Origin of the sequence: Paraburkholderia phenazinium (assembly GCF_900142845.1) — a bacterium.
Lineage (GTDB): Bacteria > Pseudomonadota > Gammaproteobacteria > Burkholderiales > Burkholderiaceae > Paraburkholderia > Paraburkholderia phenazinium_A.
This window is the reverse complement of record NZ_FSRU01000002.1, coordinates 324,685-349,771: the sequence shown is the minus strand read 5'-3', so window position 1 is coordinate 349,771 and position 25,087 is coordinate 324,685. Positions and strand designations below refer to the sequence as shown.

The following is a 25,087-nucleotide window of genomic DNA, read 5'->3' as shown; positions in this document are numbered from 1 at the left end:
CACAGGTGGCGACGCGCTCATCCATAACGCAACGAAACGGCGCCCCAATCACGGATTGGGATCGCCGAGACTCACCGCGCGCAGCCGGTCGAAATCGAGAATCGCGATTTCGCCGGACTTCAGGGTCACGATCCCTTGACTCTCGAGGTTCTTGAGCAACTGATTGGTGGTCTGCCGCGACAGCGACACCATCGAAGCAAGGCTGTCCTGCGAGAGCCGTATCCTGCTCTGCGCGGCGTTGAGACCGCCATAGCCTCCCGCGATCGTCAGCAAACGGTTCGCCACACGCTGGGCCGCGGGCAACAGGGTCATCGCCTCGGCGTTCTCGAACGAGACCCGCAGTCTTTGCGCCATCAACAACGCAAAATCGCGCCAATAGCGCGGCGTGGTGTCGAGCAGGTCTTGCAGCGCGGCCTCGGGCACGTGCAGCAAGAGCGTCCGGCTGACAGCGATGGCGTCGTTCGGACGGGGCAGCCCATCGAACAGCGAGATTTCCCCCACCCACGCAGTCGATCCAAGCACTGCTAGCAAGGCCTCTTTGCCATCCACCCCGACTGTGCCGATAGCGAGCGCGCCGCCCAGTACCGCGTACAGTCCATCGGACCGTTCGCCGCGCCGATACAGGAACTCGCCCTTCTCCAGCGTCAACAGGCTGGCATGGCGAATCAGATCGTCCCGCAACTCGACGGGCAACTCACGGAACCACGGCGTCGTTTCAAGTTGCGTCCGGTAGCGGTGCAGGCTGGAGTCCATTGGCGCGTCGAGCTGTCGGGTACCCGACAGATTTTAGGCGGGTTCGCGAACATCATGGGGACTCGCATCCGACTGCGCAATCTCATCGAACAAGGAGTGTCGACATGGCCTTATCCAATGTCAGTCTGAAGAACGACGTATCCCCCGCCGAGTGGGAAGCGCGAGTCAATCTCGCCGCGGCCTACCGCCTCACCGCGCTGTTCGGATGGGACGACCTGGTGTTTACCCATATCTCAGCGCGCGTGCCCGGCCCCGACCATCATTTCCTGATCAACCCGTATGGCCTGATGTTCGATGAAATCACCGCATCGTCGCTGGTCAAGATCGATCGCGACGGCCGCAAGGTGGTCGACTCGCCGTACGACGTCAACCCGGCCGGCTTCACGATCCATAGCGCCGTGCATGCGGCGCGCGAAGACGCGCATTGCGTGATGCATACCCACTCGGTCAACGGCGTGGCGGTGTCGGCGCAGGAAGCGGGGCTGCTGCCGCTCTCGCAACAATCGCTCGGGGTGCTGGCGTCGCTCGGCTATCACGACTATGAGGGCATCGCGCTCAACGAAGCGGAAAAGCCCCGTCTCGTCGACGACCTCGGAAACAACACTTACCTGATGCTGCGCAACCACGGCCTGCTGACGGTCGGCGCCACACCGGCGGACGCCTTCGTCGCGATGTACTTCTTCGAAGTGTCCTGCATGATTCAGGTGCGAGCCCAGTCGGGGGGCGGAAAGCTCTCGCCCATTGGGCAGCCGATTCTCGACGGCATCAAGGAACAGATCCGGCTGGTGACGCGCGGCGCGACGCCCGGGACGCTGGTGTGGCCCGGGCTGCTGCGCCGGCTCGACCGCCGTAATCCCGGCTACGCCGACTAACGCAATCCGTTCGCACTCCGTACGACGAAACGTGCTGAGAGATCACCTGAGAACCTGTATGGCAAAGATCTTTATCTACGGCGCCGGCTCGATTGGTTGCTATGTCGGCGGACGGCTGCTTGCCGGCGGTAGCGACGTCACGTTCATCGGGCGTGCGCGCATCGCCGACCAGTTGCGCGATCAAGGCATCACGCTGTCGCGGCACGACGATAGCCGCTGGTATGTGCCGCCGGAGCGAGCCGACGTATCGACGGACGCGGCCAGCGCCGCCGCCGCCGATCTCGTGCTCGTCACCGTCAAGTCCGCTGCGACGCCCACCGCTGCCGCCGAACTGGCGAACGTGCTGCGCCCCGGCACGATCGTCGTGAGCTTTCAGAACGGCGTCGGCAATGCCGACGTACTGCGCGCCGCGCTGCCGCAGCAGACAGTGCTGGAGGGGATGGTGCCGTTCAACGTCGTCGAACGCGGCCCGGGTGGATTTCACCAGGGCTCGGCGGGCGAACTGGAGATCAGGCAAACGCCGGCCATGCAGCCGTTCGTCGACGAGTTCAGGAAAGCCGGACTGCCGCTGATCCAGCACGCCGATATGTTGCCGGTGCAATGGGCGAAGCTGCTGCTTAATCTCAACAACGCGATCAACGCGCTAGCCAACCGGCCTTTGAAGGAAGAACTCTCGCAACGCGCCTACCGGCTCTGCCTCGCCCTGGCGCAGAGAGAAGCGCTCGCGCTGCTGAAGCGGGCCGGCATCCGGCCGGTCAAGGTGACGCCGCTGCCGGCCACCTGGATACCGAATTTTCTCAGCTTGCCCGATGCGTTGTTCGAGCGGCTGGGCCGCGCGATGCTGACGATCGATCCGCTAGCGCGCTCGTCGATGTCCGACGATCTGGCGGCGAAGCGGCCCACGGAAATCGACTGGATCAACGGTGAAGTCGTGAGCCTCGCCAAGCGTCTCGAACAAACGGCGCCGGTGAATCAACGGCTCTGCGAACTCGTGCGGGAAGCCGAGCGAAGCGAAGTGCGGCCCTCGTGGTCCGGCGAAGCACTACTGGCTGAATTGCGGGCGGCAACCCGCGCTTCGTCGGCCCGGCGCGACGGAATGTGAGCGCCGAAGCGCGCACATCCGTGCTTCTCTACTTAGCGGAATTTCTGCAGCGACGGATCCGTGATCGCCTGTTCCGGCAGGTTCAGCATGGTCGGCAATGAGCTCAGCGGCGGCAGCCCGCTGACGTCGGCCCAGCGACCGCCGCTCGTCATGTAAATGATGGTCGGCGTGCCGTCGAAACCAAGGTCCTGAAACGTCTTGATGTTGCCGTTCAGCTTGGTTTGCGTCGCGGGCGGCACCGTCGCCAATGGCTTGATGCCACCGGACTCGTCCTTCTCGGAGAACTTCGTTTCGAGTTCACGCATCAATGCCGGACCATCCTGCGCCTGCAGCAACGCAGCGGCCTTGCCCGGCGAATCCGGCTTGAGAAAGCCCATCGGAATCCAGTGCACCTGCAGCCCGGCAGCCTCGTACGGCTGGAAGGCTTTCCACGCGTAGTGACAGAAAATGCAGTTCGGGTCCATGAAGACATAGATCGTCGATTTGACGTTTTTGCCCGCAGCGCCCTCGACGATCGCCGGCGCGTTCTGGAGCGTCGCGACAGCCGACGCAGGCAGGTAACTCGGCGCCGGCTGCTGCGCCGCCATGGCTACACCCGACAACCCAACCGCGACTGCGGCGACGACATACCTTACAGATTGAAACATCAAACGCTCCCATTCGATCGAAGACGAACTACGTGGATACCTGAATTGTCGGCGATCTCGGAGTTGATGTCGAACGAGGTGCGCAGTCGCTGCCGAACGAACGTCGCACGCCGACGATCTCGACCAAGCCGGCAAAAATTGACAGAAATTCCAACACTATATATTCTGTCTAAATGTCGAATCCATCCAAAGAACGGCAGATCCTCGTCGAGCAACTGAAGCAGGTGGCAAAAGGGTTGGCAGAAACCTTTGCGCCCTTCTGCGAAGTGGTCGTTCACGATCTGCTGCACGCCGATCAAGCCATCGTCGCGATCCACAACAACCTGTCCGGCCGGGAAGAAGGCGACCCCGCCACCGAGTTGGGTCTCGCACGCATTGCGGACGAGTCGTATCCGCAAGTCATCGCCAACTACCCCAACCAGTTCGCCGACGGACGGCAAGTCAAAAGCACGTCGATCGGCATCAAGGACTCGGGCGGCCGCTATGTGGCGGCGCTCTGCCTCAACGTCGATCTCACGCTGTTCGGCACCCTGCAAACCATGCTCGGCCAGTTCGTCAGTACCGACGGCACCGCCGGCGTGAAGGAGTCGCTCGACCCGCCGGGCGCCGACGGCATCCGGCAGCGCATCGACCAGTTTGCCGCCCGGCTGGCCACCACGCCGCGGGCCTTGAAAGCAGCCGAGCGGCGCGCCCTCATGAGCGAGCTGCGCGAAGCCGGCAGCATGGAAGTGAGGCGCGCCATGGAAATTGTCGCCCTTCATCTGGGCGTATCGCGAGCCACGGTGTACAACGATGCCAAATGACGCACGCTTAGTACTGCTCGACAAAGACGTCGTCGAGTCCCTGCTGCTTCCCGACGATGTGCTCGAGGCGGTACGCGAAGCCTTCGTGCTGCACAGCCAACGCCAGGGGCGAGTCTTCCCAGTCGTTCGCGAGGCGCTGGCCACGGGCGGCATCTTCGGCATCAAGTCGGGCGACGTACCGGCTCAACACCTGCTGGGCTTCAAGGCCGCCGGATTCTGGCCTGCCAATCGCGGACTCGGGGGTGAGCCTCATCAGGCCACCATCGTTTTGATCGATCCCGCGACCGGCCGCCCCACTTGCATCGTCGACGGCAACGCGGTCACGACCATGCGCACCGGCGCCGCTGGTGGTTTGGGGCTGCAGCAACTGGCCCGTCCCGACAGTTCAACCGTCTGCCTGTTCGGTACCGGCGTGCAAGCCAGGGCACAGTTGAGCTTCGCGCTCCGGCTGATGCCCACGCTGAAACAGGTCCGCTACGTCAGCTCGGCGGGACAGCCGGATCCGGCTTTCGAGGCGCTCTTCTCCACCCGTTGCGACATCGCGCCGGCGCATGATCGCAACGCTGCGGTGGCGGACAGCGACGTGGTGATTACCACCACGCCCGGCGCCTCAGCGTTATTCGATCCGGAAGCGGTGCAGCCAGGCACGCATCTGAACTGCGTAGGCGCGGATACCAAAGGAAAACGCGAGCTGCCCGACGGTCTCCTGCAACGGGTTCGTCTTGTCGTCGACGATCGCACGCAAGCAACCCAGATCGGCGAGACGCAGTGGGCACCGGATACACCGTGTGTCGAACTCGGCGATCTGCTGACCAGCCCGGCTCAATTCAGGCGCGAGCGCGACGACATCACCGTGTTCGACATGACGGGGCTCGCGCTTCAGGACCTGACCGTTGCCCGCATGCTCTTCGAGCGCGCTCGCCAGTCGAACCTCGGCAGCGCGCCCGCATGGCCTTGGTGACGAACCTGAACCCAACGCGTCGTGCGACGCACTCAACCATTGATGGACAACACATGCTGAATCTTCCGACTTACACCGACGTCGCCGCCGCAGCCGAACGCATCGCGGCCACGGCGAACCGCACGCCCGTCATGACCTCGCGCACGGCCAACGAAGAGATGGGCGCGCAAGTGTTCTTCAAGTGCGAAAACTACCAGCGTATGGGGGCATTCAAGTTTCGCGGCGCGATGAACGCGTTGTCGAAATTCGACGCGCGCCAACGCGCGGCCGGCGTAGTGGCGTTCTCCTCTGGCAATCACGCCCAGGCCATTGCGCTGGCGGCGAAACTGCTCGGCATTCCCGCCACCATCATCATGCCGCTGGATGCGCCGGCCGCCAAAGTCGCCGCCACCAAAGGATATGGCGGCAACGTCGTGACCTACGACCGTTATACGGAAGATCGCGAAGCGATTGGCCGGAATCTCGCCGAACAGCACGGCATGACGTTGATTCCGCCCTACGACCATCCAGATGTGATCGCGGGCCAGGGCACGGCTGCCAAGGAACTGATCGAAGAAGTCGGTACCCTCGACGCCTTGTTCGTCTGTCTCGGCGGCGGCGGATTGCTGGCAGGGTCGGCGCTCGCGGCGCGCCATCTGGCGCCGGACTGCAAGATCTACGGTGTGGAGCCGGAAGCCGGCAATGACGGCCAGCAATCGTTCCGATCCGGCTCGATCGTCCACATCGACACGCCGAAGACGATCGCCGACGGCGCGCAGACCCAGCATCTCGGCCAACACACGTTCCCGATCATCCAACGCGATGTCACCGACATTCTCACCGCCACGGATGCGCAGTTGATCGCCTGCATGCAGTTCTTCGCAGAACGAATGAAAATGGTCGTCGAGCCGACCGGTTGTCTCGGCTTCGCGGCGGCCCGCGCCATGAAGGATCAGTTGAAGGGCAAGCGGGTCGGTGTGATCGTCAGCGGCGGCAATGTCGATCTGGAGCGGTATGGCAGCTTCCTGATCACAGCAGGGGCAGCGTCAGTCTGATGTGCTCCGCGAATACCGCGGTCAGATGGGACGGGCGCTGCCGCTCGAACTTCAGGCTAATGCCGATGCCCGGCAACGGCGGCAGCGCCGGATCGCCATTGAGGATGTGCAGATCCGGGGCCACGGCCGTCTGCGTGATGACGGCAATCGCCTGCCCCGAGCGGACCAGCGCCGTCAGCCCCGCAAGACTGCTGCTCGCATAGGCGATGCGGTAGGCCCTGCCGGCGCGTTGCAGCGCTTCGCATGCGGCTACGTGATCGAGCGTGTCCGGATCGGAAAGCGCCAGTGGCAACGGCTCGAAGTGGGCGGCGTCGAGTCCCGGATAGCCCACCCAGACCAGCGGTTCGCGGCGAATGATGTCGCCGTCCGGGGCGTCTTCCGGCAACGAGATCATCGCCAGATCCAGCGCATGCATCTCCAGTTGCTCGAGCAGCCGCGGGGTGGGCGCGCACATCACTTCCACCAGCGCTTGCGGGTGCTGGCCCGAGAACTGCCGCAGCAACTGCGGCAGGAACACGGCGGCGTAGTCGTCCGGGCAGCCGAAGCGGATCGTCCCCGACAAGCCTTTACCGGACAGATCGGCCATCGCCTCGTCGTGCAGCCGCAGAATGCGTTGCGCGTGAATCAGCAGACGTTCGCCGGGATTCGTCAGCACCACCCCACGACCCGTGCGCTGGAACAGCGGCTGATCGACGATTTCTTCGAGGCGCTTCATCTGCTGACTCAGCGCCGACTGGGTCCGGCCAATCCGGTTGGCCGCCCGGCTCAGCGCCCGGACTTCGGCAATGACGACAAACGAACGCAGCAGATCGATTTCGAGTGAAAGGCTCAAGGTATTAGGCTCGCTTCTAGCTTCCATAAGAACTATTCGTTTCTATGAAACCAGAGAGCCCTCTAGACTGCAAGTCATTCCCGCTAGCAGCCAAGGAGAAGCAAGATGTCCCGGAACGACGATGCAACTTTCTGGCGCAACGCCAGGCAGCACCTGATCCGCTACGGCGGCACCTTCGAGCCGATGATCATCGAGCGTGCCCAAGGCAGCTTCGTCTACGACGCGGACGGCCGCGCGATCCTGGACTTCACCTCGGGACAGATGAGCGCGGTGCTGGGCCACAGCCATCCGGAGATCGTGGCGGTTATCAACGAATACGCCGGCAAGCTCGACCACCTCTTCAGCGGGATGCTGTCGCGCCCCGTGGTGGACCTGGCCACGCGCCTTGCCGACATCACGCCCGACGGGCTCGACCGGGCGCTGCTGCTCAGTACCGGCGCGGAGTCGAACGAGGCCGCCATACGCATGGCGAAGCTGGTCACCGGCAAATACGAAATCGTGGGTTTTGCGCAGTCCTGGCACGGCATGACCGGGGCGGCCGCCTCCGCGACCTATAGCGCCGGCCGCAAGGGCGTCGGGCCGGCTGCCGTCGGCTCGTTCGCGATCCCTGCCCCGTTCCTGTACCGGCCGCGGTTCGAGCGCAACGGCACCTACGATTACCTGGCGGAACTGGACTACGCCTTCGATCTCATCGACCGCCAGTCCAGCGGCAATCTCGCGGCGTTCATCGCCGAGCCGATCCTCAGTTCCGGCGGCATCATCGAACTGCCGCCAGGCTACATGGCCGCGCTGAAGCGCAAATGCGAAGAGCGCGGCATGCTGCTGATCCTCGATGAAGCGCAAACCGGCGTCGGGCGTACCGGCACGATGTTCGCCTGTCAGCACGACGGCGTCACGCCCGATATCCTCACCCTCTCAAAGACGCTGGGCGCCGGCCTGCCGCTCGCGGCCGTCGTCACCTCCGCGCAGATCGAGGAGCGCGCTCATGAACTGGGTTATCTGTTCTATACGACCCACGTGTCCGATCCGCTGCCCGCCGCCGTCGGCCTGCGGGTGCTGGATGTGGTCGAGCGCGAGGGGCTGGTGGCGCGTGCGAACGTGATGGGCGAACGGCTTAGACGCGGCCTGCTCGATCTGATGGAGCGCTTCGAGTGCATCGGCGACATTCGCGGACGCGGACTGCTTCTCGGCATGGAGATCGTCAAGGACCGGCGCACGAAGGAACCGGCGGACGGCCTCGGCTCGAAGATCACCCGCGAGTGCATGAAGCTGGGACTCAGCATGAACATCGTGCAGTTGCCGGGGATGGGCGGGGTCTTCCGGATCGCCCCGCCGTTGACCGTCCGCGAGGAGGAGATCGACCTGGGGCTGGAACTGCTTGGTCAGGCGATCGAGCGTTCGCTTTGATCACCTCGGGGTTCATGTCGCGTGGGCGTGGGTGGCAGCGTCAGCGTCAGTGGAAGCCATAGTCTGGGTTGCGCGGATCGAAGGTGGAGCCGTTCCAGTGGCGCGGCACGACCGCTTCGAAACGGATGCGCTCCACTAGCCTGCCGCGCTCGTCCCACGCGACTTCGCCAACGGGCCAGGGGTGCTGAAGATCGAACAGCAGTCGCACGCGCTGCGCGTAGTGCGCCGGCGGCCCCGACGGCGCAACCCACGTCCAGGCCAGCAAGCGCGCCCCCTGAACATTGATGAGTTCGATACGGGTAGGCCTGGCCGTCAGGCCTTCTTCACGAAAGCTGCTCGCGTCATGATCGACGGTACGCGCGATGAACTGCAGACCCAGATCGCGCACGCTATGGCGCGACTGGGCGCGCGCGAACGGGCCGTCGACGGCAACCTTGCCGGACACCAGACGCAGCAGCCCGCCCACGTGGCCATAGACGCTGTCCGGGTCTGTGGTTTCGTCGTACAGAATCTCCTGCCCCGCATGGGGTCCGTCAGGCAGCCATTTTGCGTAGACCTTGCGCGGATTGTCCTGGTAGCGGATCAGCATGTGATCCGGTCGGTCGGACCATCTGCCGGCGACGCGCTCCTGCCGGAACATGCCGTACTCATAGGCGTTGTCGAGCACCATGTCGGACCGTGCGTACTCGACAAAGGCCTCCGGCTTCATGGCGTCCATCAGGGACAGGATCTGGGCGTCGGATAGGGACAGCAGCGAGTGGTTTTCGATCCGCATGCGCAATGACGTGGCCTGTTGGTCAGGCGTAAGGCCGCGGAACTGCTCGATGTCCGTGCTCGCGGAATCCGGCGTGGCGGCGTGAGTGCATGCCACCGAGGCATCGGCCACAGCCGGCGCAAGCGGGCCGGCTGTGGCCGACTGCGCAAGCGCGCCCCTTGAGATGAGCAGGCACAGCAGCAGGAGCACAGCGGCCGCGGCCGCAACGAAGCCGGGACGCACGAGCAAGCTGCTGCAGGTACTCCCGGCGCGAAGCAGGTTGTCCATGATGATTGGCCGCAGGCATCCTCCGACTAGAGGCTCGCCGCCACGGGACGTGGTTGCATCATGGGTAAACGCCGACGCACACCGGTTTATTCCAGTGCCGCCCGCGTCTGCACACTCCGCTGATCAACCCGCCTCGTGCATCACAGGCCCCCAGGCATTTCAGGCCTGAGCGCCACCGTCTCGCCGGTCCGCACGGAGCGTGTTGCCGCCTCGGCGCAGGCAAGCGCCGCTATCCCGTCTGCAAGCGTCACAGGCACGGGCGTACTTGTCTTGATGGCGTGGACGAACGCGGCCCATTCCGCCTCGTACGCGCGCATGTATCGCTCGAGGAAGAAATAGACGGGTTTCGCGGATCGGGTGCCTTCGCGGGTAATCTTCTCGATCGTGTTCTCCAGTTCATTCTTCGCCGAAAGAAGACCTTCGGAGCCGAGAAGCTCGATACGCTGATCGTACCCATACCCCGCCCGGCGGGAATTCTTCACCACGGCGATGCGACCGTCGGCCCACGAGAGGGTCACCACAGCGGTGTCCACGTCTCCCGCCGCGCCGATCTCAGAGTCGACAAGCGACGAGGCCGTCGCCGTTACCTTCGATGGTGCCCCGCCCATGATCCAGCAGGCGATGTCGAAGTCGTGAATCATCATGTCGCGGAACAAGCCGCCCGATACCTTGATGTAGGAAACGGGGGGAGGCGCCGGATCGAAGGAGGTAATGGCCAGCAGCTCGGCTTTACCAATCTCCCCGCTGTCGACGGCCGCCTTCAGCGCGGCAAAATTTGGGTCGAAGCGGCGATTGAAGCCGATCATGACCGGCTTGCCTGTCCTCGCCACCTTGGCCTGACATGCCAGCGCGCGCTCGAGCGCGAGATCCACCGGTTTCTCGCACAGCACCGCCTTTCCTGCCGCCGTTGCGCGTTCGATAAGGTCGGAATGCGTGTCCGTCGAAGTGGCGATCAGTACCGCGTCGATCGCAGCGTCGGCGAGGATATCGTCAACGGAACGGACCTTGGCCTGAAAACGGGCGGCAAGGTTGTGTGCCGCCTCTGCGGCGACATCGGTCACGGCCACCAGCGTGCAGTCGGGATTGGCAGAGATCGACCTGGCGTGGACCTGACCGATCCGGCCTGCACCCAGAAGGGCAATATTTAACATGTTAGAGCGCCTTTCATACGAAGTTTCATAAGCAATCAAGTCGCCCTTGATGGCTCATAGTTGATATGGACTGCGATATATTTGGAAAAAGCCGCCTGAATCTGTTTCGAGCTCAATTCCCATCGCTTTGACAGCCTTGAATGCCTTTGCGGCCTAGATCGTGAAAGCCTCCCGGAAGCGGTGCAATGCGACTTCGTCGTCGCCGCTAGCCCACGCCTCCATGGCGACCACACCACGATATCCGGCTTTTGCCAGCGCTCTCGCAACGGCCGGGTAATTGATCTCTCCCGTACCCGGTTCGCAGCGCCCCGGAACATCGGCAACCTGGATTTCGCCAACAAAAGGAAGCGCGCTGCGGACCAGTTCGATCAGGTTGCCCTCGCCAATCTGGGCGTGATACAGGTCGAGATTGAGGCGCAGATGCGGGCTGTCGACCGCCTTCACCAGTGCCAACGTGTCGGCCGCTTTTGCGAAAGGGACACCAGGATGGTCGACTTCCGCGTTGAGGTTTTCGAGGCAAAAAGCCACATCCGCGCGACGCCCAAGTTCCGCTACCTGCCTTAGCGTACGCTGCGCGGCAAGCCACATCGCACCCGTCACAACAGGGGTCGGCCTGACGGGCATGCCGTTGCCGTCAAGGCCCGTTCCATGCAGGTTCAAACGAGGACAGCGTAGCCGCTTCGCCACCTCGATGGATTGCCCGGCGGTCTGGATCAGCGCCTGAGTTCCACTTTCCGTAATCAGATCGCCTTCGATATATCCGGTCATCGAGGAGAACGATGCACCCGTCTCCTGTAGCGCCGCGATATCGTGTTTCGTCCAGTCCCATATCTCCACGTGGAATCCGAGTTCGGCGATCTTTCTCACGCGTTCGGTAAAAGGGAGATGGCGAAAAACCATTTCAGCGCATACAGCCAGTTGAAACATGGTGAACCTCTGATGGGTAATGTCTGGGATAGTGCTACGCAAGCTCACGTGAATTCCTGCGCGACGGCGGGGCCGGCTTCAGCGGTACTGTCCGGCGTACTTTTCGACGAGCGCAACGTTGTCCCGCGTCACAAAGCCCGGTCCGGTGTCCACTCTGTTCGGGCCGAAGCGCGGCGTGAGGCCATAAGTCCTGATACGCTGCTGAAACTGCTGGTTGCCTTGCAGCGCCGCGATGGCCTTGTGAATATCAGACGTTTTGTCCTGTTTCATGAGCGCCAGCAGTGCGACCGGGATGTAGCCCTGCAAGTAGGGCTGCTGATCGATGGCGAACGCTACCGTACCGGCCTCGATGCCTTTGCTGATCTCCGGTGTGAGGTCGAAGGTGGCGAAGAATATCTTGCCCGTCAGGCCGAGTTTGGCGACCGCCCTCAGCGCAGGGACGGCCGACGTCGGGCCCAGCGCCAACACGGCCTGCGTGTCCGGGTGCGCGTGCAGCGCTGCAAAGACCTTGTTTTCTACCTGGATGGGGTCGTTGCCGGAATCGAGCGTGGACTTCTTGAAATCGGCACCGATGGCTTCGGCGAAACCGCGGCAGCGGTCAAAAGAAGACGGGTTGGTCACGTTGTTATTCACGCACAGGAAGCTCTTGACCCCGGCGGCTTTGGCGCGTTCGCCGGCCTCCTTGCCTGCCACATACTCCGGCTGGCCGACGTGCAGCAGCGCGCCCAGTTCCTTGCTCTGCTGCGCGGTGCCGGAGTTGTAGGTGATGACGGGGATACCCTTTGCCACGATGGTCTTGACAGGGGCACGCACGACATCCATGTCGGCGATCGTGGTGGCCACGCCGTCATAGTTGCGGGCAGCGGCCTGTTGGAGCAGATGAACCATGTCGGCGAGGTCGCCATTCGGCGGGTTGCGATAGTCGACCGAGACGGCGAAGTCTGTTTGCGCATCGGCGATGCCGTTCTTCACGACGTTCCAGAACGGATCGGCATCGGGCGCGTGGGATACGACGACAAACCGGACTCCCTGTGCGACAGCGCTTAAGCTGAATACGACTGTCGCCAAGACGGCGATGAGGCGTGCCACTCCTTTCATGCTTGTCTCCTGTGTCGACCGGCGCTGGCGCTTTGGCGCTGACTCCAGTCCCATTCAAGATGGTTGCCATCTGATTATGTAGTCGGCCCGTGTGCAAACGGGTCCGTGCCTGCATCCTATGACAAGGCTCTCCGGGTGGATGCGAAAGAAATGTCCATTCTGGTTATTTTCATTGTTATCATATATTTACAACGAAAATTCCCTGCCAGGAGGAGACCCACATGCTTGCGTACGACCGGCTCGCGGCCATCGCGGCAATCGACAAGGTGGCGGATATACTGCGCACCGAACTCGGCGGCGAAGCGCAGGCCATCTGGCCAGTCCTCGCGCCCCTCTTGCAGAATCATCTGCGCGACCGGCCCATGACGATCACCTCGCTTGCCGATCTGTCCGGGTTGCCGCGCACCAGCGCGCGTCGCATTGTGTTTGCGCTGAAGGCAAAAGGCTTGCTTGAGTTTCGCGGCGTATTGGGTTCCGGCAATCGGGCTGTCGTCGTCCCGACTGCAGCGTTGCTCGATCGCCTGGACAGAATCACCGAACAGACGGTGAAGATGATTGTGGGCGCAAGTCGCGACGACTCGGTTGACCGCTTCGATGCCGGGAGATTTGCCGGGGATTCGGGTATTCCGTGGCCACGTCCGGCAACAGACGGCTTCAACGATTCCGTCGAGTTGACGCTTGTCGCTTATGAAGATCCGGTGTTCGACATCCTCAAACGCAACCGGTCCGACATCGAACGATTCCTCGGGCATCGCATGCGTATCATGGCCTTTCCTCAGGACACCTACCGTACCGCGCTCGACAAGGTGCTCACGGACCCTTCGCCGGTCGAAGCCACGGCACCGCTGCTCGCGGCGATTCCATTCCCGTGGCTCGCAGAACGGTGCGAAAACGGGCGCTTGCTTGAGCTGCAAACCTTGCAGGCCGAAAGCAGCTTCTCGGGCTCGGACTTTTATGATGCGGTGTGGCAGGCCGGTTGGTCTGAAGGACGGTTGTACGCCATCCCGCTGCAGCCCACCGTCGACTTTCTCTGGTACCGGCAAGATCTGTTCGAGGCTGAAGGGCTCGCTCCCCCTCGGAGCTTCGACGATGTGCTGCGTTGCGCAGCCCGACTGCAACGGCCGAGTCAGGACCGCGCAGGTATCGCGTGGAATGCAGCACCCGGTTTGCCGCTCGCAGAATCGTTCCTGCAGATTCTCGGCGCGCAGGGAGGCGTCGATTTCGACGATGGAGTTCTGCAGGTCGAGAGCGAAGCAGGCAGGCAGGTCATCGAGTACCTTCGCGCGCTGGTTCCATGGTCGCCTGCCCCGCTTCGCAGCTTGCACTGGACGCGCAATGCGCAGATCTTCGGCTCGGGAAAGGCTGCGATGTGCTATCACTGGTCGAATCGCTACGGCATGCTCGACAGTCATGCACTGTGGCAAAAGGGGGGGCGCGTTGGGCTTCAATTGCACCCGACGTTCTCGAGCGACGTGGTGCCGTTATCGCCGCTTGGCGGCGCCTTGCTGACGATACCGTCGAGGAATGGCGAAGCGGCTGCCCGCCGGGCATGGCGGGCGATCGAGACCTTGACGTCGCCCGAACTCATGAAGTATTTCGTGCTTCACGGTGCGGCTGGGAGCGCCCGTCATTCTGTCGCTGAGGATTACTATGTACTGCAACGCAACCGTGTTATTGAGGTCATTGATCAACTGGCCAAGAAACGCCAGGTCAGAGCGTCTCCGTTTCCGGTGGTGTCCGGGTATCACGGCCTGACCCAACTCCTCAGCGATCATCTCGAACCTCTGTTGTTCGATGGCGCTCAGGACGTTCGCAAACGGATTGGCAGGCTTCAGAGCGCCTTGGCGCGGGCGCGGCACCCGGCGCGTGGGCGAGGAGCGCGATGAAGTTTTGCCGCGAGGGTTGCGGTCGCGCGGAAAGCGATGTGGGGTCGCTATGCTGTCGATGCCTGGGTGTTTGGCCCTATAGCCGCCGGATAAGGCGTTCTCCATGAGATCAATGGCTGGCTCTGATACCGCACCAGCAACGCCGTCGAATAATTGATCCGCTCGATTCCACCAGAATTTCCTTTCAGATCAAGTTCATGGGATCGGACCTGCGCATAGGGCACCTCCATGGCGCCTCGGCACCTCGCGAGGGTGATGCCCCATTTGGCTGCAATCGGCCACGACCCGCCGTTCGGCGAATGGTGAATCTTGCCGTTTGAGCGGCCGGATCACTTCGAAACCAGACGGACGTACTAGCGCGCAATACGGCCATGTTCCCGATGGTCAGGTGCAGGCGATGGGGAGGCAACTAAAGGCCGCTTTTCTTCCCCGCCGAAATGCGTGTATGCGGTCGCACTTGTTGAAGGTTCAGAAGTCCCGTTATGCGTATTCCTGTTGAGCCGTAAATTCAGGTCCGACGAGGTAACGATAAGTGTGCGCCAGTGACGCACACCACCGCCAGCGCGCTCACACCAACGAACAATCCTCTACACCGAGTCTACTCAACAGACCACGAACTGATTTCGACCATCCGTCTTCTTGCATAAGTCGTGTACTGAGGCGCCATGCCCGATTAAACGATGCATCTCGGTCCGCAAGTTGAAACTCGATAGCCCGGGCCCAAGTGGATGCAGCGGATGACACCGCCTCCGGAGTCGGCACAATAATTCCGCTAGCCTCCGCGGGAGAAACATATCGCGTAATCAATTCTGCAATGCCGCTTTGGTCACTAACAAGGATCGGCGTTCCAAGGGTAAGCGCTTCGAGTGCGACAAGGCCGAAACCCTCTCTCCGGGATGGCATCAAAAGGATAGATGCGCGTCGCAGATCCGCTTGAATATCGTCCTGACTACTGCTGTATTCGCGAACGCGAACCGAAAGCTCTAGCCCTTCGGTCAGGCTCTTAAGCCTCTGCTGAAGCACTTGGCCGGTCCCGGCGGGCGCACCCCTTACTATCAGTTCCGGCCGACTTTCGAACGCAACCGTCGCTCCGGACGCGACGCGCGCCATGGCGAGTGCTGCAATGTCCAGCCCTTTCAATTCCAAGTCCTCTGCCCGCCCGAGCAACAGGCAGTGGAGGTGGGGCGGGCGAGTGCGAGGCTCAGCCGGTGCTATGCAACTAGGGTTGAACTCGATAAGGGCAGGCTTAACCGATTTGGATTCCAGTAAATTTCCAACCTCGCGAAACAGTCTGGGTCCGACAGCCGCAACGACTTTCGCCGAGGAAGCCAGCTCCAGTTCCTCCCGCTCGCGCGATTCGGCAACCATAGCGGCGTCTGCCTTCCCTTTGAACCATTCGATCTCGCCAGGTGCCATATGAACGAAGTGAACCCGTGCGGCCGACGGGAAGTTATCTTCAACTTGCGCTTGGGCAACGTGTCCGGTGATCCTCCCATGACCAATGACAAAATCGGGATCGATCGGCACTGATAGTCGCCGGTACATTCCGTTTAAAGGATCGGCGCTCTGCGCCGCAGGCGACTGCAGTAGGTAAATACCGTCCAGGGCCGCAGCCTCGATTTCTTCTCGGGACGCCTTCGGGACCGCGCAAATTACGTTGATGCCGTTGTGGGCTAGTTTGATGCATAAATTACGGTTGAAGGTCGAAATTCCTCCGTGCAGCGAAAACCATTCGGTCGCCATTACCAATGCCGTTGGCAAAGTTCTGTCCAATAGGTCCGGCTCAATACGTGCAGCACCAGAGTTCGCCCTTACAGGAGTAGCCATCATGAGAGCTTCTAGCCGGGCCAAGGACTGTCTCAAAGCGACTCCTCCTTGGTCCGCGCGAAGGCGTTCGACCGCTTCGCGCAACATCGCGACCGCATCCTCCTTGCGACCAAGTTCGCACAGAAGTTCTGACGCTCGGCCGTACAACAAATCTAGCCCCTTCCCAGGAGCAATTTTGCCAATCCCAACCTTAAGGGAGTCTAGCGCCATCTCCGGCTTCCCTAAACCCCCGAGAAACTCCGCTTTGAGCAAGAAAAGGGACGATAGTCCTTTGTCAGCAGGAACTATCGAGAGTCCCTGATCCAACGCAACAATCGCACCTTTAACGTCTTTCGTTTGGTGAATCAGCTCGCAATATCGGTGATATATAGATGACAGATCCTTGTCCGCCGGGACAACCCTCAAACCCTCGTGGAGTAAAGCTACAGCCACATCAACGTCTCGATACTCCGCGATAATATCGGCTGCAAGAATATATAGACTAGAAAGTGCTTTTTCTGGCGGGACGTCTAACAACCCTTGACGCAAAAACTTAATCGCCTCATCAATTTCGTTATTCTTCACGAGAAGTTCCGCGCCAAACAGATACAACGTCGATCTGTTTGAATTCCTATCGACGACCTCGCTAGCCTGAAGAATAGTTTTAATTGCCTTCTCAAGCGTGATTTGAGTTTCCTGTAACCTAGCGGCCAGAACCCAATACTCAGCAGGAGCGCGAATGACGAGCGACTTTTCTGCATGCTCGAGGGCGAGTTGCACATCACCTGGGTAACCCCTTGCTAGAAGCATTCGCGACACGTAGTGCTCCAGCCAATGGGAACCGCCATAGCTAAGTATTGCTTTCAGCAAACTAATGCGTTCATTGAGTTCGTCTGCGTTAGAGGGAATTGGGGAGCCCTGCGTAAACTCTCGTCCAATATGATCCGCTACGCGCAATGCTATGTCTCTCAGCTCACCTTCCCGCTGAGATTGGAAGAGATGGTATCGTAGCTCCGCATAAGATGTGCTCAGACGCTGACCTTGTAGGACGATCGACCGAGCATGGAAATGCCGAAGGTGATAGTCAGACGCCTTTGAATGCGCCTGTATAAATTCGGCAGGGTTGTCTTTCAAACGCGCAACACTTATTTCACGAACAACCGGATGCAATGAATAGTAGGATTTGGTATGTCTCACAAAAAAGCGTGTGATGAGCGCATTCCGTAATTCGCGCCACTCTTTTCTCGTACCTCCGCAAACCGCCTCAAATGCCGCTTGGTCAAAACCGCTTCGATGCGCTGCCAACATCGTAAGGCGCTTGAGATGAAGTTCGTCTAGGTGCGCAAGTGTGCGTTCTAATAGCTGGCGTTCGAGTTTTGCCAAGAACTCAGGCGATACATCCCGATCTTGAGTTTCCCATACGCCGGGATCACTACCAACGATTTCGTCCAACGGTTCATATAGAAGGCTTGCGACGAGCGTTTCGATTGCGCGGGGGTTATATCCCAGAACGCGAAGCAGGTCGTTTTTGCGCTCATTTGGAACGTCGTCGACCGCATTGACAGCAAGCCGGTCGTCAAGAAGGGCTGCGGCTTCAGAAGGCTGCAGCGCGTTCAGCGTGCGAATGGCGAATGACTCTGACCAGCGCTCGCGCTCCACCAAGCGATCACTCAAGAGAAGTAGCCTTCCGGGGAGATTTGGTCGAGTCTTCAAAAAGGCCAAGATGCCGGCCAGTTGATCAACGGGTCGGCCCGAATCTGGGTCAAATAATCTTTGAGCCTCGTCAAGCACTATCAGCACATTGCGGTTCAAGGCTTTTTCGATGGCAAACGCCGGATTTCCCTCGTCCTCGCCGAGCATCACTTCCTGCATTTTCGGGCGATTCTGATGTGCCAGTTGATCTGCGATATCCAGCCAAACGTCGACTATTAGGATCGACGGGCGATCGGGTATTTCATACGTGACGACGGTCCATTCGGATGTGGATTCGAAAGCCGTCACTACCTCCGCCACGAGATCAGACTTCCCTACGCCAGGAAACCCTTCCAAAAAGCACACGTTGGGACCCTTGATGCGCCAGTCGTTGCTCAGCCATTCAAGATGATTCTTTCGCTCGCTACCGAAATAATTTTTATGCATTGCTTTGAACGCGCTCTCGATTTGTTGTTTCAACGACTTGTTCAGAACCGCGCCCCGCGCAGAATCCCGACGGGGAGGCCAAGGAGTGAGTCAAATAAAGCCGTCAGACCTTAGACGCAGTTTGTCATTCTTTGTTATCGACAATTTTTCGCGAAGCTTGAACGCAAGTAAACTACTATCCGTTTCAGCTTTTGGTCGGAGCGAAAGCTAGATTGGGACCCGACTGGTCCCACCAACGGTGCATCCTGTCAGTCGTTTCAGTGGTTTGCCGCAGATCGAAGGAAATCCTGCCCAAGAACCGGAGTAGACATGCACCGCCAACACAAAGGCGAAAACGGCAGCGCTGCCACTTCTTACCAAAGGGCTCGACTGTTCGGATGTCCGTTGCATTTCCGAAGCTGACATCGAGGCATCACCGGTTCGAGTGCCTGCTTGGGGTCGACTTCTGCCGATTGCGCGCCGATTCTGCGAGGCGCATCCAGACGCACTCGCCCGCCCTTCTCCATCCGCTGTCGAACCAGTGTCGCCCTGAAAACGCCAACCGAATCGACACGTGCGACGCGCTCGAAACGCGTGGCGCGCTGACACAACAGACCTGTCGACAGGTCACATTATTTTGACGTAGCACTGCTTTTTCTCGACCTGTTCGAGTTTGAATCCCTTCTGGGTCATGCATGAAGAGATCTCGTCCGGGAACGGATTCAGATTAAAAATCCGTTGGTCGATTTTGGGGGAAATTCCATGATCCAGTTCGTCTTGCGCCTCTGCGCAGGACGCCTTCGCGAGTCCGATCTTGACGGGCTCCCCGGTGATGCGGTTGCGAATTTTTTCATACTCTCCGCTTTTGCAAGCCGAAACGGCGTCCTTCAGATGTTGCGTGTAAAGGACGTCGACGCACGCGTTGGCTTCCCGGTCCGCATCCTTGAACACCGCCGCGACGGTCTGGGACTTCCACTCGGATTCGTAACGCGAAGTCTCCTCAAGCGGCCAGCAGCCGCACCCCGTCAGCGTCAGCACCAAGGCAGCCATGCCCGCGCGGGAAAGCCATCGCTTTCGTACTTGCATAAGTCCGGCTCTTTTGAAATTGGAATGGTTCAAGCAGGATGCGGGGCGCTTCTCAAAACTCGTAGCCGATAACGCTCATCTCGTACTGGACCGTCGGGTGAGATTGCAACCAAAGACAAATAATACCTCCTACAATGCATTGGGTTTGATCAGGTATCACAACACTGACTACGGCAGTGTGTATCAGAAGCCATTGTGCGTCGTGCCCACGATCGATCCGATTGTCGCCCCGCCATCCCGCTGCCATGCAAACTGGATAGGATGGAAGACCTTAGCGAGAGCGATTTCATTATCGGGTTGTAAGCGGATGAGAGCGCGCTCGATCACTTGCATTAAGACCGGTGGGTTACATTTTTTACCACGAACGCGTATCAGCGAGGCAAGCGATGGGCAAGGAGTTTTTTATCAAGGCAGCGCGTGCTCTTAAAGGGCCGATCGAAGATGGGCAACTGCTGGCCATTACTCGTGGCAACCTGCGCTCCGACATCGCACAGGGCACAAAAAGGTTCGCAGCGATGGATTTGCTGCAGTGCGAATATGTCATCGACAGTGGCCAGATAAAATCTTCTATCGGTGGAAAAATTCTGGAATCGACAACCACATTTAGTGCACACGACAAGGTGGCCATTGCCGCGTTTGTGATCTCCGTGCAAAGCAAGATTTATCTATTCAACCACTTGAACAAGACCGATCTGGTCGCACACTCCTCGTTTGTCGGGAAGTTCGCCAAAGGCGCAGGTGAAATCATGATCGTCGGCGGCAAGGTCAAACTGATACACGCGCACAGCGGGCATTTTCGCCCAGGCGTTCTCAACATTTTTCATGTCGTCAAGCATTTCCGCGATCTGGGCGTGCTCGCCGTCGACGCAAAGGTCGGCTTTGTAACAGATCCTTTTATCTCGATTGAGATGCCTCAGCCCACCAAGACGGACAGCGTGCAGTTTTCGTGTTTACTGGGTGAGCAAGAGCAACAGGCCATTTTGCAGAACGAGCAAGAAATCACTCAACTCCAGCTTGAATTGGAAAAACTAAGGCAGCCCATCTCGGAGACTGCTGTTTCTGAATACAGGGCACAAAAACTCCTTGAGGCGAGCAAAGAGTTAGAGGATGTTGAGGGAACAAAGGATCTGTGCATCATGCTGGAGATGCTTTCTGATTATGAGAGTCAAAAAAAGTCAGCCGAGGAAAATAAACGCCTGGCAAATGAAATAAACATTGAAAAATATCGCGAAATGATCGTCAAGGAAATGAAAAAGATATCCAATAGAATCGAAGATGCACTGAGTCTGATTGACGATATAAAGAGCACTATGACGAGGCAAACCATTTCAGTGATTTACAGTGCCATCTATTTCACGGATTTTGTCACCACGCACTATGAAAAGCTGAAAGCGAGCCACGTACCCGCAGTTTATGACAACGCGCTTTGATTGTTCGTACCGCGCCGTGGTCGCTAGCGCTACCTGTCGGTGCAGGTTGCGCATGACGCACTGAGACTACAACAGGGTGTTTTCGACAGCCGCCCCATTAGCGACGCCCGTTATCGAGAAAGCTGAGGGACCCTTGTGGGTCGACTTCTGCAGGTCGCATGCCGATTCAGCGGAAGCCCATACAACAATAAACTACCGCTGATACCGTACCGGCAACGCCGTCGAATACTTGATCTGCTCCATTGCAAAACTCGAGCTCACGTCATACAACGGCACGGCAGCGATCAACAACTTATAGACCCGATCGTAGTCATCGATATCCGAGACCACCACCCGCAGCAGGTAATCCGTCTCGCCACTCATCCGATACACCTCCACCACCTCCGGAATATCCTGCACGGCACGCGTGAACGTAGCCGCCCACGCCTCCGTATGCTGATTGGTCCGCACCGCGACGAACACCGTCGTGCCAACGCCGAGCTTGCGCGGGTCGCATAGCGCCACCTGAGCGCGGATTACTCCAGTTTCCTTGAGCCGCTGCAGGCGCTTCCAGCATGGCGTCTGCGACAGGTTGACCCGCTGCGCGAGTTCGGCGATCGGCATGGTCGCGTCTTCCTGAAGCAGTTCCAGCAGCTTGCGGTCGATGATATCCATTCCCATATCCACCCCCAGACAGAAAATTATTCTACTTTTGCCCAATCAAGGGGAATTATATGAAAACTCTTTCTCCACGCAAACCGGTATAAATATTCCTGTCCGATAACCGAATCCCAGCGCCTGCGCCGCCCTCATGAGCCACGATATTTCCCAGCCTGCTGCCGACCGCTCCACGCCCCCACACGCTTCCGTGCTGCACGGAAATGAAGCCGTGCACACCTCGCCTGCGTCAGCGGCCGCGCCAAAGTGCGCGAGCCAGCCGATCGCACGCCTGTGCGACGCGCTGGACGCCGCCTTCGACCAATTCGCGGACACCGTCGACCCATCGCAACATGCAGCCTTCGCACTCGCCATCAGGACGGCGCTCGCCACAGCGGCCGCCGATCCGGCGCTCCTCGCACCGGCGCAACGCGAGGGCTCAACAGACTCGTACCGTCGCCACCTGCTGGCCGCCGATCCGCACGGCCGCTATGCCATCGCCGCGCTGGTCTGGATGCCGGGTCAAGCGAGCCCGGTACACGCCCATCAGACGTGGTGCGGCTACGTGGTGCTGGACGGCACCTTGTCGGAAACGGTGTATGACTGGAACGAGGCGCAGCAGCTTGCGACCGAGACACGCTCGCATCCGCGCGCGAGCGGCGCCGTGTCGTTCGTGCGCGCCGGGCGTCGCGGCATCCATCGGCTCGGCAACGCGAGCGACGCACCGGCCGTCTCGCTCCATATTTACGGCGTCGAAGGTTCGCAGATCGCCACGCACGTGAACGACCTGCTCGGCGTCGTCGATCGCGCACCGGCCCTCGCGGAACCGGCCGTCGCCTGAGACCGTAGAGGCGTGCCTGGTTTTTGCGCGCCTAGCTTTTCCCCGCCTCACCGGCAGTAGGAATCTGCGGCGCGACCGGCGCGGGACCCGTCGAGGGCGGCGCCGGCCGCGGCTCGTGAGAAACGTCGCGGGCCGCCATTGCCAAACCGCCTGTGCGAGCGCCGCCAGCCCCGCCATGCGGCACGTCGCCATGCTCCGAGACACGCGCATGCATCGGCAATTCATCGTCCGGCAGCGGCTGCCCCTCGCTATCCTTCGACGAGGTGTAGATGCGCATTTGCGGCACCGGAATCTCGATACCGGCTTCGTCCATCTTGCGCTTCAGACGCAGGTTAAACGCACGCGCCACGCTCCATTGCTGCAGCGGCCGCGTCTTGATCTGCCCTTTCACGACCATCCAGTTTGGATCGAAGCGGTCGAGTCCCCACACTTCGATCGGGCCCAGCATTTCGCGCCGGTAGCGGAAGTCGGCCATCAGATCCGCACCTACCTCGCGAATCAGTTGGGTGACCTGATCGACGTCGGCGGAAAAGCCCATACGCACTTCGAACACCGCGTAGGCAAAATCGCGCGACAGGTTTTTCACGATCTTGATCTGCGAAAACGGAATGGCGTGGATCGCGCCCTGGCCGTCGCGCAGCCGCACCGTGCGAATCGACAGATGCTCGACCGTGCCCGCATGGCCGCCGTCGACGTCGATCCAGTCGCCCACCGAGATGGTGTCCTCGATGATGATGAACAGGCCCGTGATCAGGTCGGTGACGAGCGACTGCGCGCCGAAGCCGATCGCAAGACCGATCACACCCGCGCCCGCCAGCAGCGGCGTCACGTTGATGCCGAGGTTCGCCGCGGTCACGATGCCCGCAACCGTCACCAGCGTCACGAACAGCGCATTGCGCACGAGCGGCAACATGGTGCGCGCGCGCGTGCTGGCGTTACGCGATTTGCTGCGTGAACCGCTCGGCGTGAGCGCTTCCCTGATCGCAGTGTCGATCAGAATCCACAGCAGCCAGGCAATGAACCAGGTGGCAAGAATCGCCATGACCGCATGGGCGATCCCGCGCGCCGCGACGTTCTCCTCGATCACGCTCGCAAGCGACACGCCCCACAGCCGCGCCGCCAGTTCGAAAAACGCCAGCCAGATGAACAGCGTCGCCAGCGTCCCCACGAATTGCAGCAGTCTGCGCAGGTAAGGCGAGCGGCGATGCCTGCGGATATCGCGCGGCCGCGTCACGCGCAACACGATGGCCGACAGGAAGAACGCCAGCACCAGAAACAGCGCGGTCACCACGGAGATCTGCAGCACGTTCTCGTTCGAACCCGAACCGCCGATCGTGGCAATCACCGAGGCGCTGGCCAGCAGCAGCACCGGCACATGCCAGAGCGAGGCGAGCACGTCGAAGGCATCGGTTGCGGCCTTATGGTCGTGGCGCGCGTCGTAGGTCCGGTTGCGGATCAGGTGCGCCACGGGCCGGCGAAACGCCAGCGCGAAATACGCGGTCAGGACGGCGGCAACCATATTCGCCGCCGTCGACACCAGTTCGGCCAGATTCGGCCCGAGCTGATGCGCGACATCGTAGTTCACCGCCGCATCGCCCAACGCGGCGCACACGCCGATCGCAAACAGCAGCCGGCGCGCATGTTCGAGCAGCACGCGCACCGCGACGCGCCGATGCCCCGAGCCGAACAGCGAAAACATGATGAGACAGATCGCGGAAAACACCGCGCCGGCGACGATCGCATAGGCGACCACCATCCCCAGCGTGCGGCCGAGCGCATCGGGCATGGCCCGCGCGAATACCAGCGCGGCCAGAAACGCGACGATCCATGGACTGGCCCGCCGCAGCGCGAAGATCAGCAGCTCACCGCTCGTCGGATTCGGCTTGAGTTCGAACACCACGTGGTAGCGTTCGTGCAGCCGGCGCTGCACATAGATCAAGACCCATGCGCATGCGCCCCAGCCGGCCAGCATCGCCACCATGTCGAGCAGGATCTTGCCGAAACTCTGCGGCCCCTGGCTCGTGACGATGGTGAACAACTCGTTGCCGGCCGCGTTGAAACGCCCGGCCCAATAACGCAGCGGCGTGCGACCCTGATGCACGCCGGACTCGAACGAAGCGATTCCCGACGCGATCGCACCCAGCAAACCGGGACTCGGCTGCGCAGGCGGCGCCGGCGCGACCGTGCGGCTGACGTCGCGCAGCTTCTTGAGCTGGGCGACGAGCGCCGTGCGCTGGCGATCGTTGTCGAGCGTCGAGATCACACTGTCGAGCGAGCGCGCAAGCTCGGCCTGGCTCGCCGGCGACGGCGCGGAGGCCGCTTCGGCCGCCGAGGCGGCATCGGACGCGGGCGTTGCCGTCGCGCTGTTGATCAGGCTCTGCAATGCCGGAATCACCGGCGTCGCGCCGGCCGCGTGGGCGGGCTTCGGCGCCGCGAAAAGGCACGCCAGCACGGCCACCACGATCAGCCACGCACACAGCGGCGCAGCCTGCGCCGACGGCCGCAGGCCCGCGGCACGGCTGCGCCGGGGGTCGGAAGACAGATGACGGAAAAAATAAAAGGCAGTGCGAAACGCCCGTTGCCCGCCGGTGAACGGCGCAGCCCCGGACTCACACCGTTTTTGGCATGACTTCATGGCAATCCGTGACAAAACGG

20 protein-coding genes are annotated in these 25,087 nt (G+C 60.8%); 9 read left to right on the top strand and 11 right to left on the bottom strand.

The window, feature by feature from the left end:
- Positions 1-48: 48 nt before the first annotated feature.
- Positions 49-753, bottom strand: a complete 705-nt coding sequence (locus tag BUS12_RS18645) for a Crp/Fnr family transcriptional regulator (RefSeq protein ID WP_074298122.1) — start codon at positions 751-753, stop codon at positions 49-51.
- A gap of 104 nt (positions 754-857) precedes the next feature.
- Here BUS12_RS18645 and BUS12_RS18640 point away from each other — a divergent pair, with 104 nt between their 5' ends.
- Together BUS12_RS18640 and BUS12_RS18635 are read left to right on the top strand one after the other, a co-directional pair.
- Positions 858-1,625, top strand: coding sequence for a class II aldolase/adducin family protein (locus tag BUS12_RS18640; protein ID WP_074298120.1), 768 nt, complete (start codon positions 858-860; stop codon positions 1,623-1,625).
- Between the two features lie 58 nt (positions 1,626-1,683).
- Positions 1,684-2,727, top strand: coding sequence for a 2-dehydropantoate 2-reductase (locus BUS12_RS18635; RefSeq protein WP_074298118.1), 1,044 nt, complete (start codon positions 1,684-1,686; stop codon positions 2,725-2,727).
- Between the two features lie 32 nt (positions 2,728-2,759).
- On the opposite strand, the gene BUS12_RS18630 is transcribed toward BUS12_RS18635, so the two are convergent.
- A complete protein-coding gene (locus BUS12_RS18630) occupies positions 2,760-3,374 on the bottom strand; it encodes a thioredoxin fold domain-containing protein (protein ID WP_083640515.1) in 615 nt (204 codons plus the stop codon).
- Positions 3,375-3,547: 173 nt separating this feature from the next.
- Here BUS12_RS18630 and BUS12_RS18625 point away from each other — a divergent pair, with 173 nt between their 5' ends.
- From BUS12_RS18625 to BUS12_RS18615, 3 genes are read left to right on the top strand one after another with little or no spacing between them, the layout of a single operon-like run.
- Positions 3,548-4,177: a helix-turn-helix transcriptional regulator gene (locus BUS12_RS18625; protein WP_074298115.1), complete on the top strand. Its 630-nt coding sequence runs from the start codon at positions 3,548-3,550 to the stop codon at positions 4,175-4,177.
- Entirely contained in the window at positions 4,167-5,138 is a 972-nt protein-coding gene (locus BUS12_RS18620) for an ornithine cyclodeaminase family protein (RefSeq protein WP_074298113.1), read from the top strand. Before BUS12_RS18625 ends, BUS12_RS18620 begins: the two co-directional genes overlap by 11 nt.
- Positions 5,139-5,191: 53 nt before the next feature.
- Positions 5,192-6,172, top strand: coding sequence for a threo-3-hydroxy-L-aspartate ammonia-lyase (locus tag BUS12_RS18615; protein WP_074298111.1), 981 nt, complete (start codon positions 5,192-5,194; stop codon positions 6,170-6,172).
- Here the strand turns inward: BUS12_RS18615 and BUS12_RS18610 are convergent.
- Positions 6,147-7,031 (bottom strand): LysR family transcriptional regulator, encoded by an 885-nt coding sequence (locus BUS12_RS18610; protein WP_074298109.1) that lies wholly within the window; start codon positions 7,029-7,031, stop codon positions 6,147-6,149. The genes BUS12_RS18615 and BUS12_RS18610 overlap by 26 nt on opposite strands.
- 78 nt (positions 7,032-7,109) lie before the next feature.
- Here BUS12_RS18610 and BUS12_RS18605 point away from each other — a divergent pair, with 78 nt between their 5' ends.
- Positions 7,110-8,411 (top strand): aspartate aminotransferase family protein, encoded by a 1,302-nt coding sequence (locus tag BUS12_RS18605; protein ID WP_074298107.1) that lies wholly within the window; start codon positions 7,110-7,112, stop codon positions 8,409-8,411.
- Between the two features lie 46 nt (positions 8,412-8,457).
- On the opposite strand, the gene BUS12_RS18600 is transcribed toward BUS12_RS18605, so the two are convergent.
- The 4 genes from BUS12_RS18600 to BUS12_RS18585 form a co-directional block, all read right to left on the bottom strand.
- Positions 8,458-9,453 (bottom strand): DUF1571 domain-containing protein, encoded by a 996-nt coding sequence (locus tag BUS12_RS18600; protein WP_083640514.1) that lies wholly within the window; start codon positions 9,451-9,453, stop codon positions 8,458-8,460.
- A 140-nt stretch (positions 9,454-9,593) separates the two neighbouring features.
- Positions 9,594-10,604 carry an inositol 2-dehydrogenase gene (gene iolG / locus BUS12_RS18595; RefSeq protein WP_074298105.1) on the bottom strand — a complete coding sequence of 337 codons (1,011 nt, stop codon included), beginning with the start codon at positions 10,602-10,604 and terminating at the stop codon, positions 9,594-9,596.
- 153 nt (positions 10,605-10,757) lie between these two features.
- A complete protein-coding gene (locus BUS12_RS18590; RefSeq protein ID WP_074301572.1) occupies positions 10,758-11,531 on the bottom strand; it encodes a TIM barrel protein in 774 nt (257 codons plus the stop codon).
- 78 nt (positions 11,532-11,609) lie between these two features.
- Positions 11,610-12,629 carry a sugar ABC transporter substrate-binding protein gene (locus tag BUS12_RS18585; protein WP_074298103.1) on the bottom strand — a complete coding sequence of 340 codons (1,020 nt, stop codon included), beginning with the start codon at positions 12,627-12,629 and terminating at the stop codon, positions 11,610-11,612.
- 362 nt (positions 12,630-12,991) lie between these two features.
- Between BUS12_RS18585 and BUS12_RS18580 the strand changes: the two genes are divergently transcribed.
- On the top strand, positions 12,992-14,515 hold the full coding sequence (locus BUS12_RS18580) for an extracellular solute-binding protein (RefSeq protein ID WP_171991751.1): 1,524 nt from the start codon (positions 12,992-12,994) through the stop codon (positions 14,513-14,515).
- Positions 14,516-15,082: 567 nt separating this feature from the next.
- On the opposite strand, the gene BUS12_RS18575 is transcribed toward BUS12_RS18580, so the two are convergent.
- Together BUS12_RS18575 and BUS12_RS18570 are read right to left on the bottom strand one after the other, a co-directional pair.
- Positions 15,083-18,493, bottom strand: a complete 3,411-nt coding sequence (locus BUS12_RS18575; RefSeq protein WP_143788398.1) for a glycosyltransferase — start codon at positions 18,491-18,493, stop codon at positions 15,083-15,085.
- 573 nt (positions 18,494-19,066) lie between these two features.
- Positions 19,067-19,525, bottom strand: a complete 459-nt coding sequence (locus tag BUS12_RS18570; protein WP_074298097.1) for a hypothetical protein — start codon at positions 19,523-19,525, stop codon at positions 19,067-19,069.
- Between the two features lie 386 nt (positions 19,526-19,911).
- On the opposite strand from BUS12_RS18570, the gene BUS12_RS18565 reads away from it, so the two are divergent.
- Positions 19,912-20,955 carry a hypothetical protein gene (locus BUS12_RS18565; RefSeq protein WP_074298095.1) on the top strand — a complete coding sequence of 348 codons (1,044 nt, stop codon included), beginning with the start codon at positions 19,912-19,914 and terminating at the stop codon, positions 20,953-20,955.
- Between the two features lie 192 nt (positions 20,956-21,147).
- On the opposite strand, the gene BUS12_RS18560 is transcribed toward BUS12_RS18565, so the two are convergent.
- On the bottom strand, positions 21,148-21,615 hold the full coding sequence (locus BUS12_RS18560) for an Lrp/AsnC family transcriptional regulator (protein WP_074298093.1): 468 nt from the start codon (positions 21,613-21,615) through the stop codon (positions 21,148-21,150).
- A 130-nt stretch (positions 21,616-21,745) separates the two neighbouring features.
- Between BUS12_RS18560 and BUS12_RS18555 the strand changes: the two genes are divergently transcribed.
- Entirely contained in the window at positions 21,746-22,432 is a 687-nt protein-coding gene (locus BUS12_RS18555) for a cysteine dioxygenase family protein (RefSeq protein WP_083640513.1), read from the top strand.
- Between the two features lie 31 nt (positions 22,433-22,463).
- Here the strand turns inward: BUS12_RS18555 and BUS12_RS18550 are convergent, their stop codons facing one another.
- Positions 22,464-25,067, bottom strand: a complete 2,604-nt coding sequence (locus tag BUS12_RS18550; protein WP_074298089.1) for a mechanosensitive ion channel family protein — start codon at positions 25,065-25,067, stop codon at positions 22,464-22,466.
- Positions 25,068-25,087 lie beyond the last annotated feature (20 nt).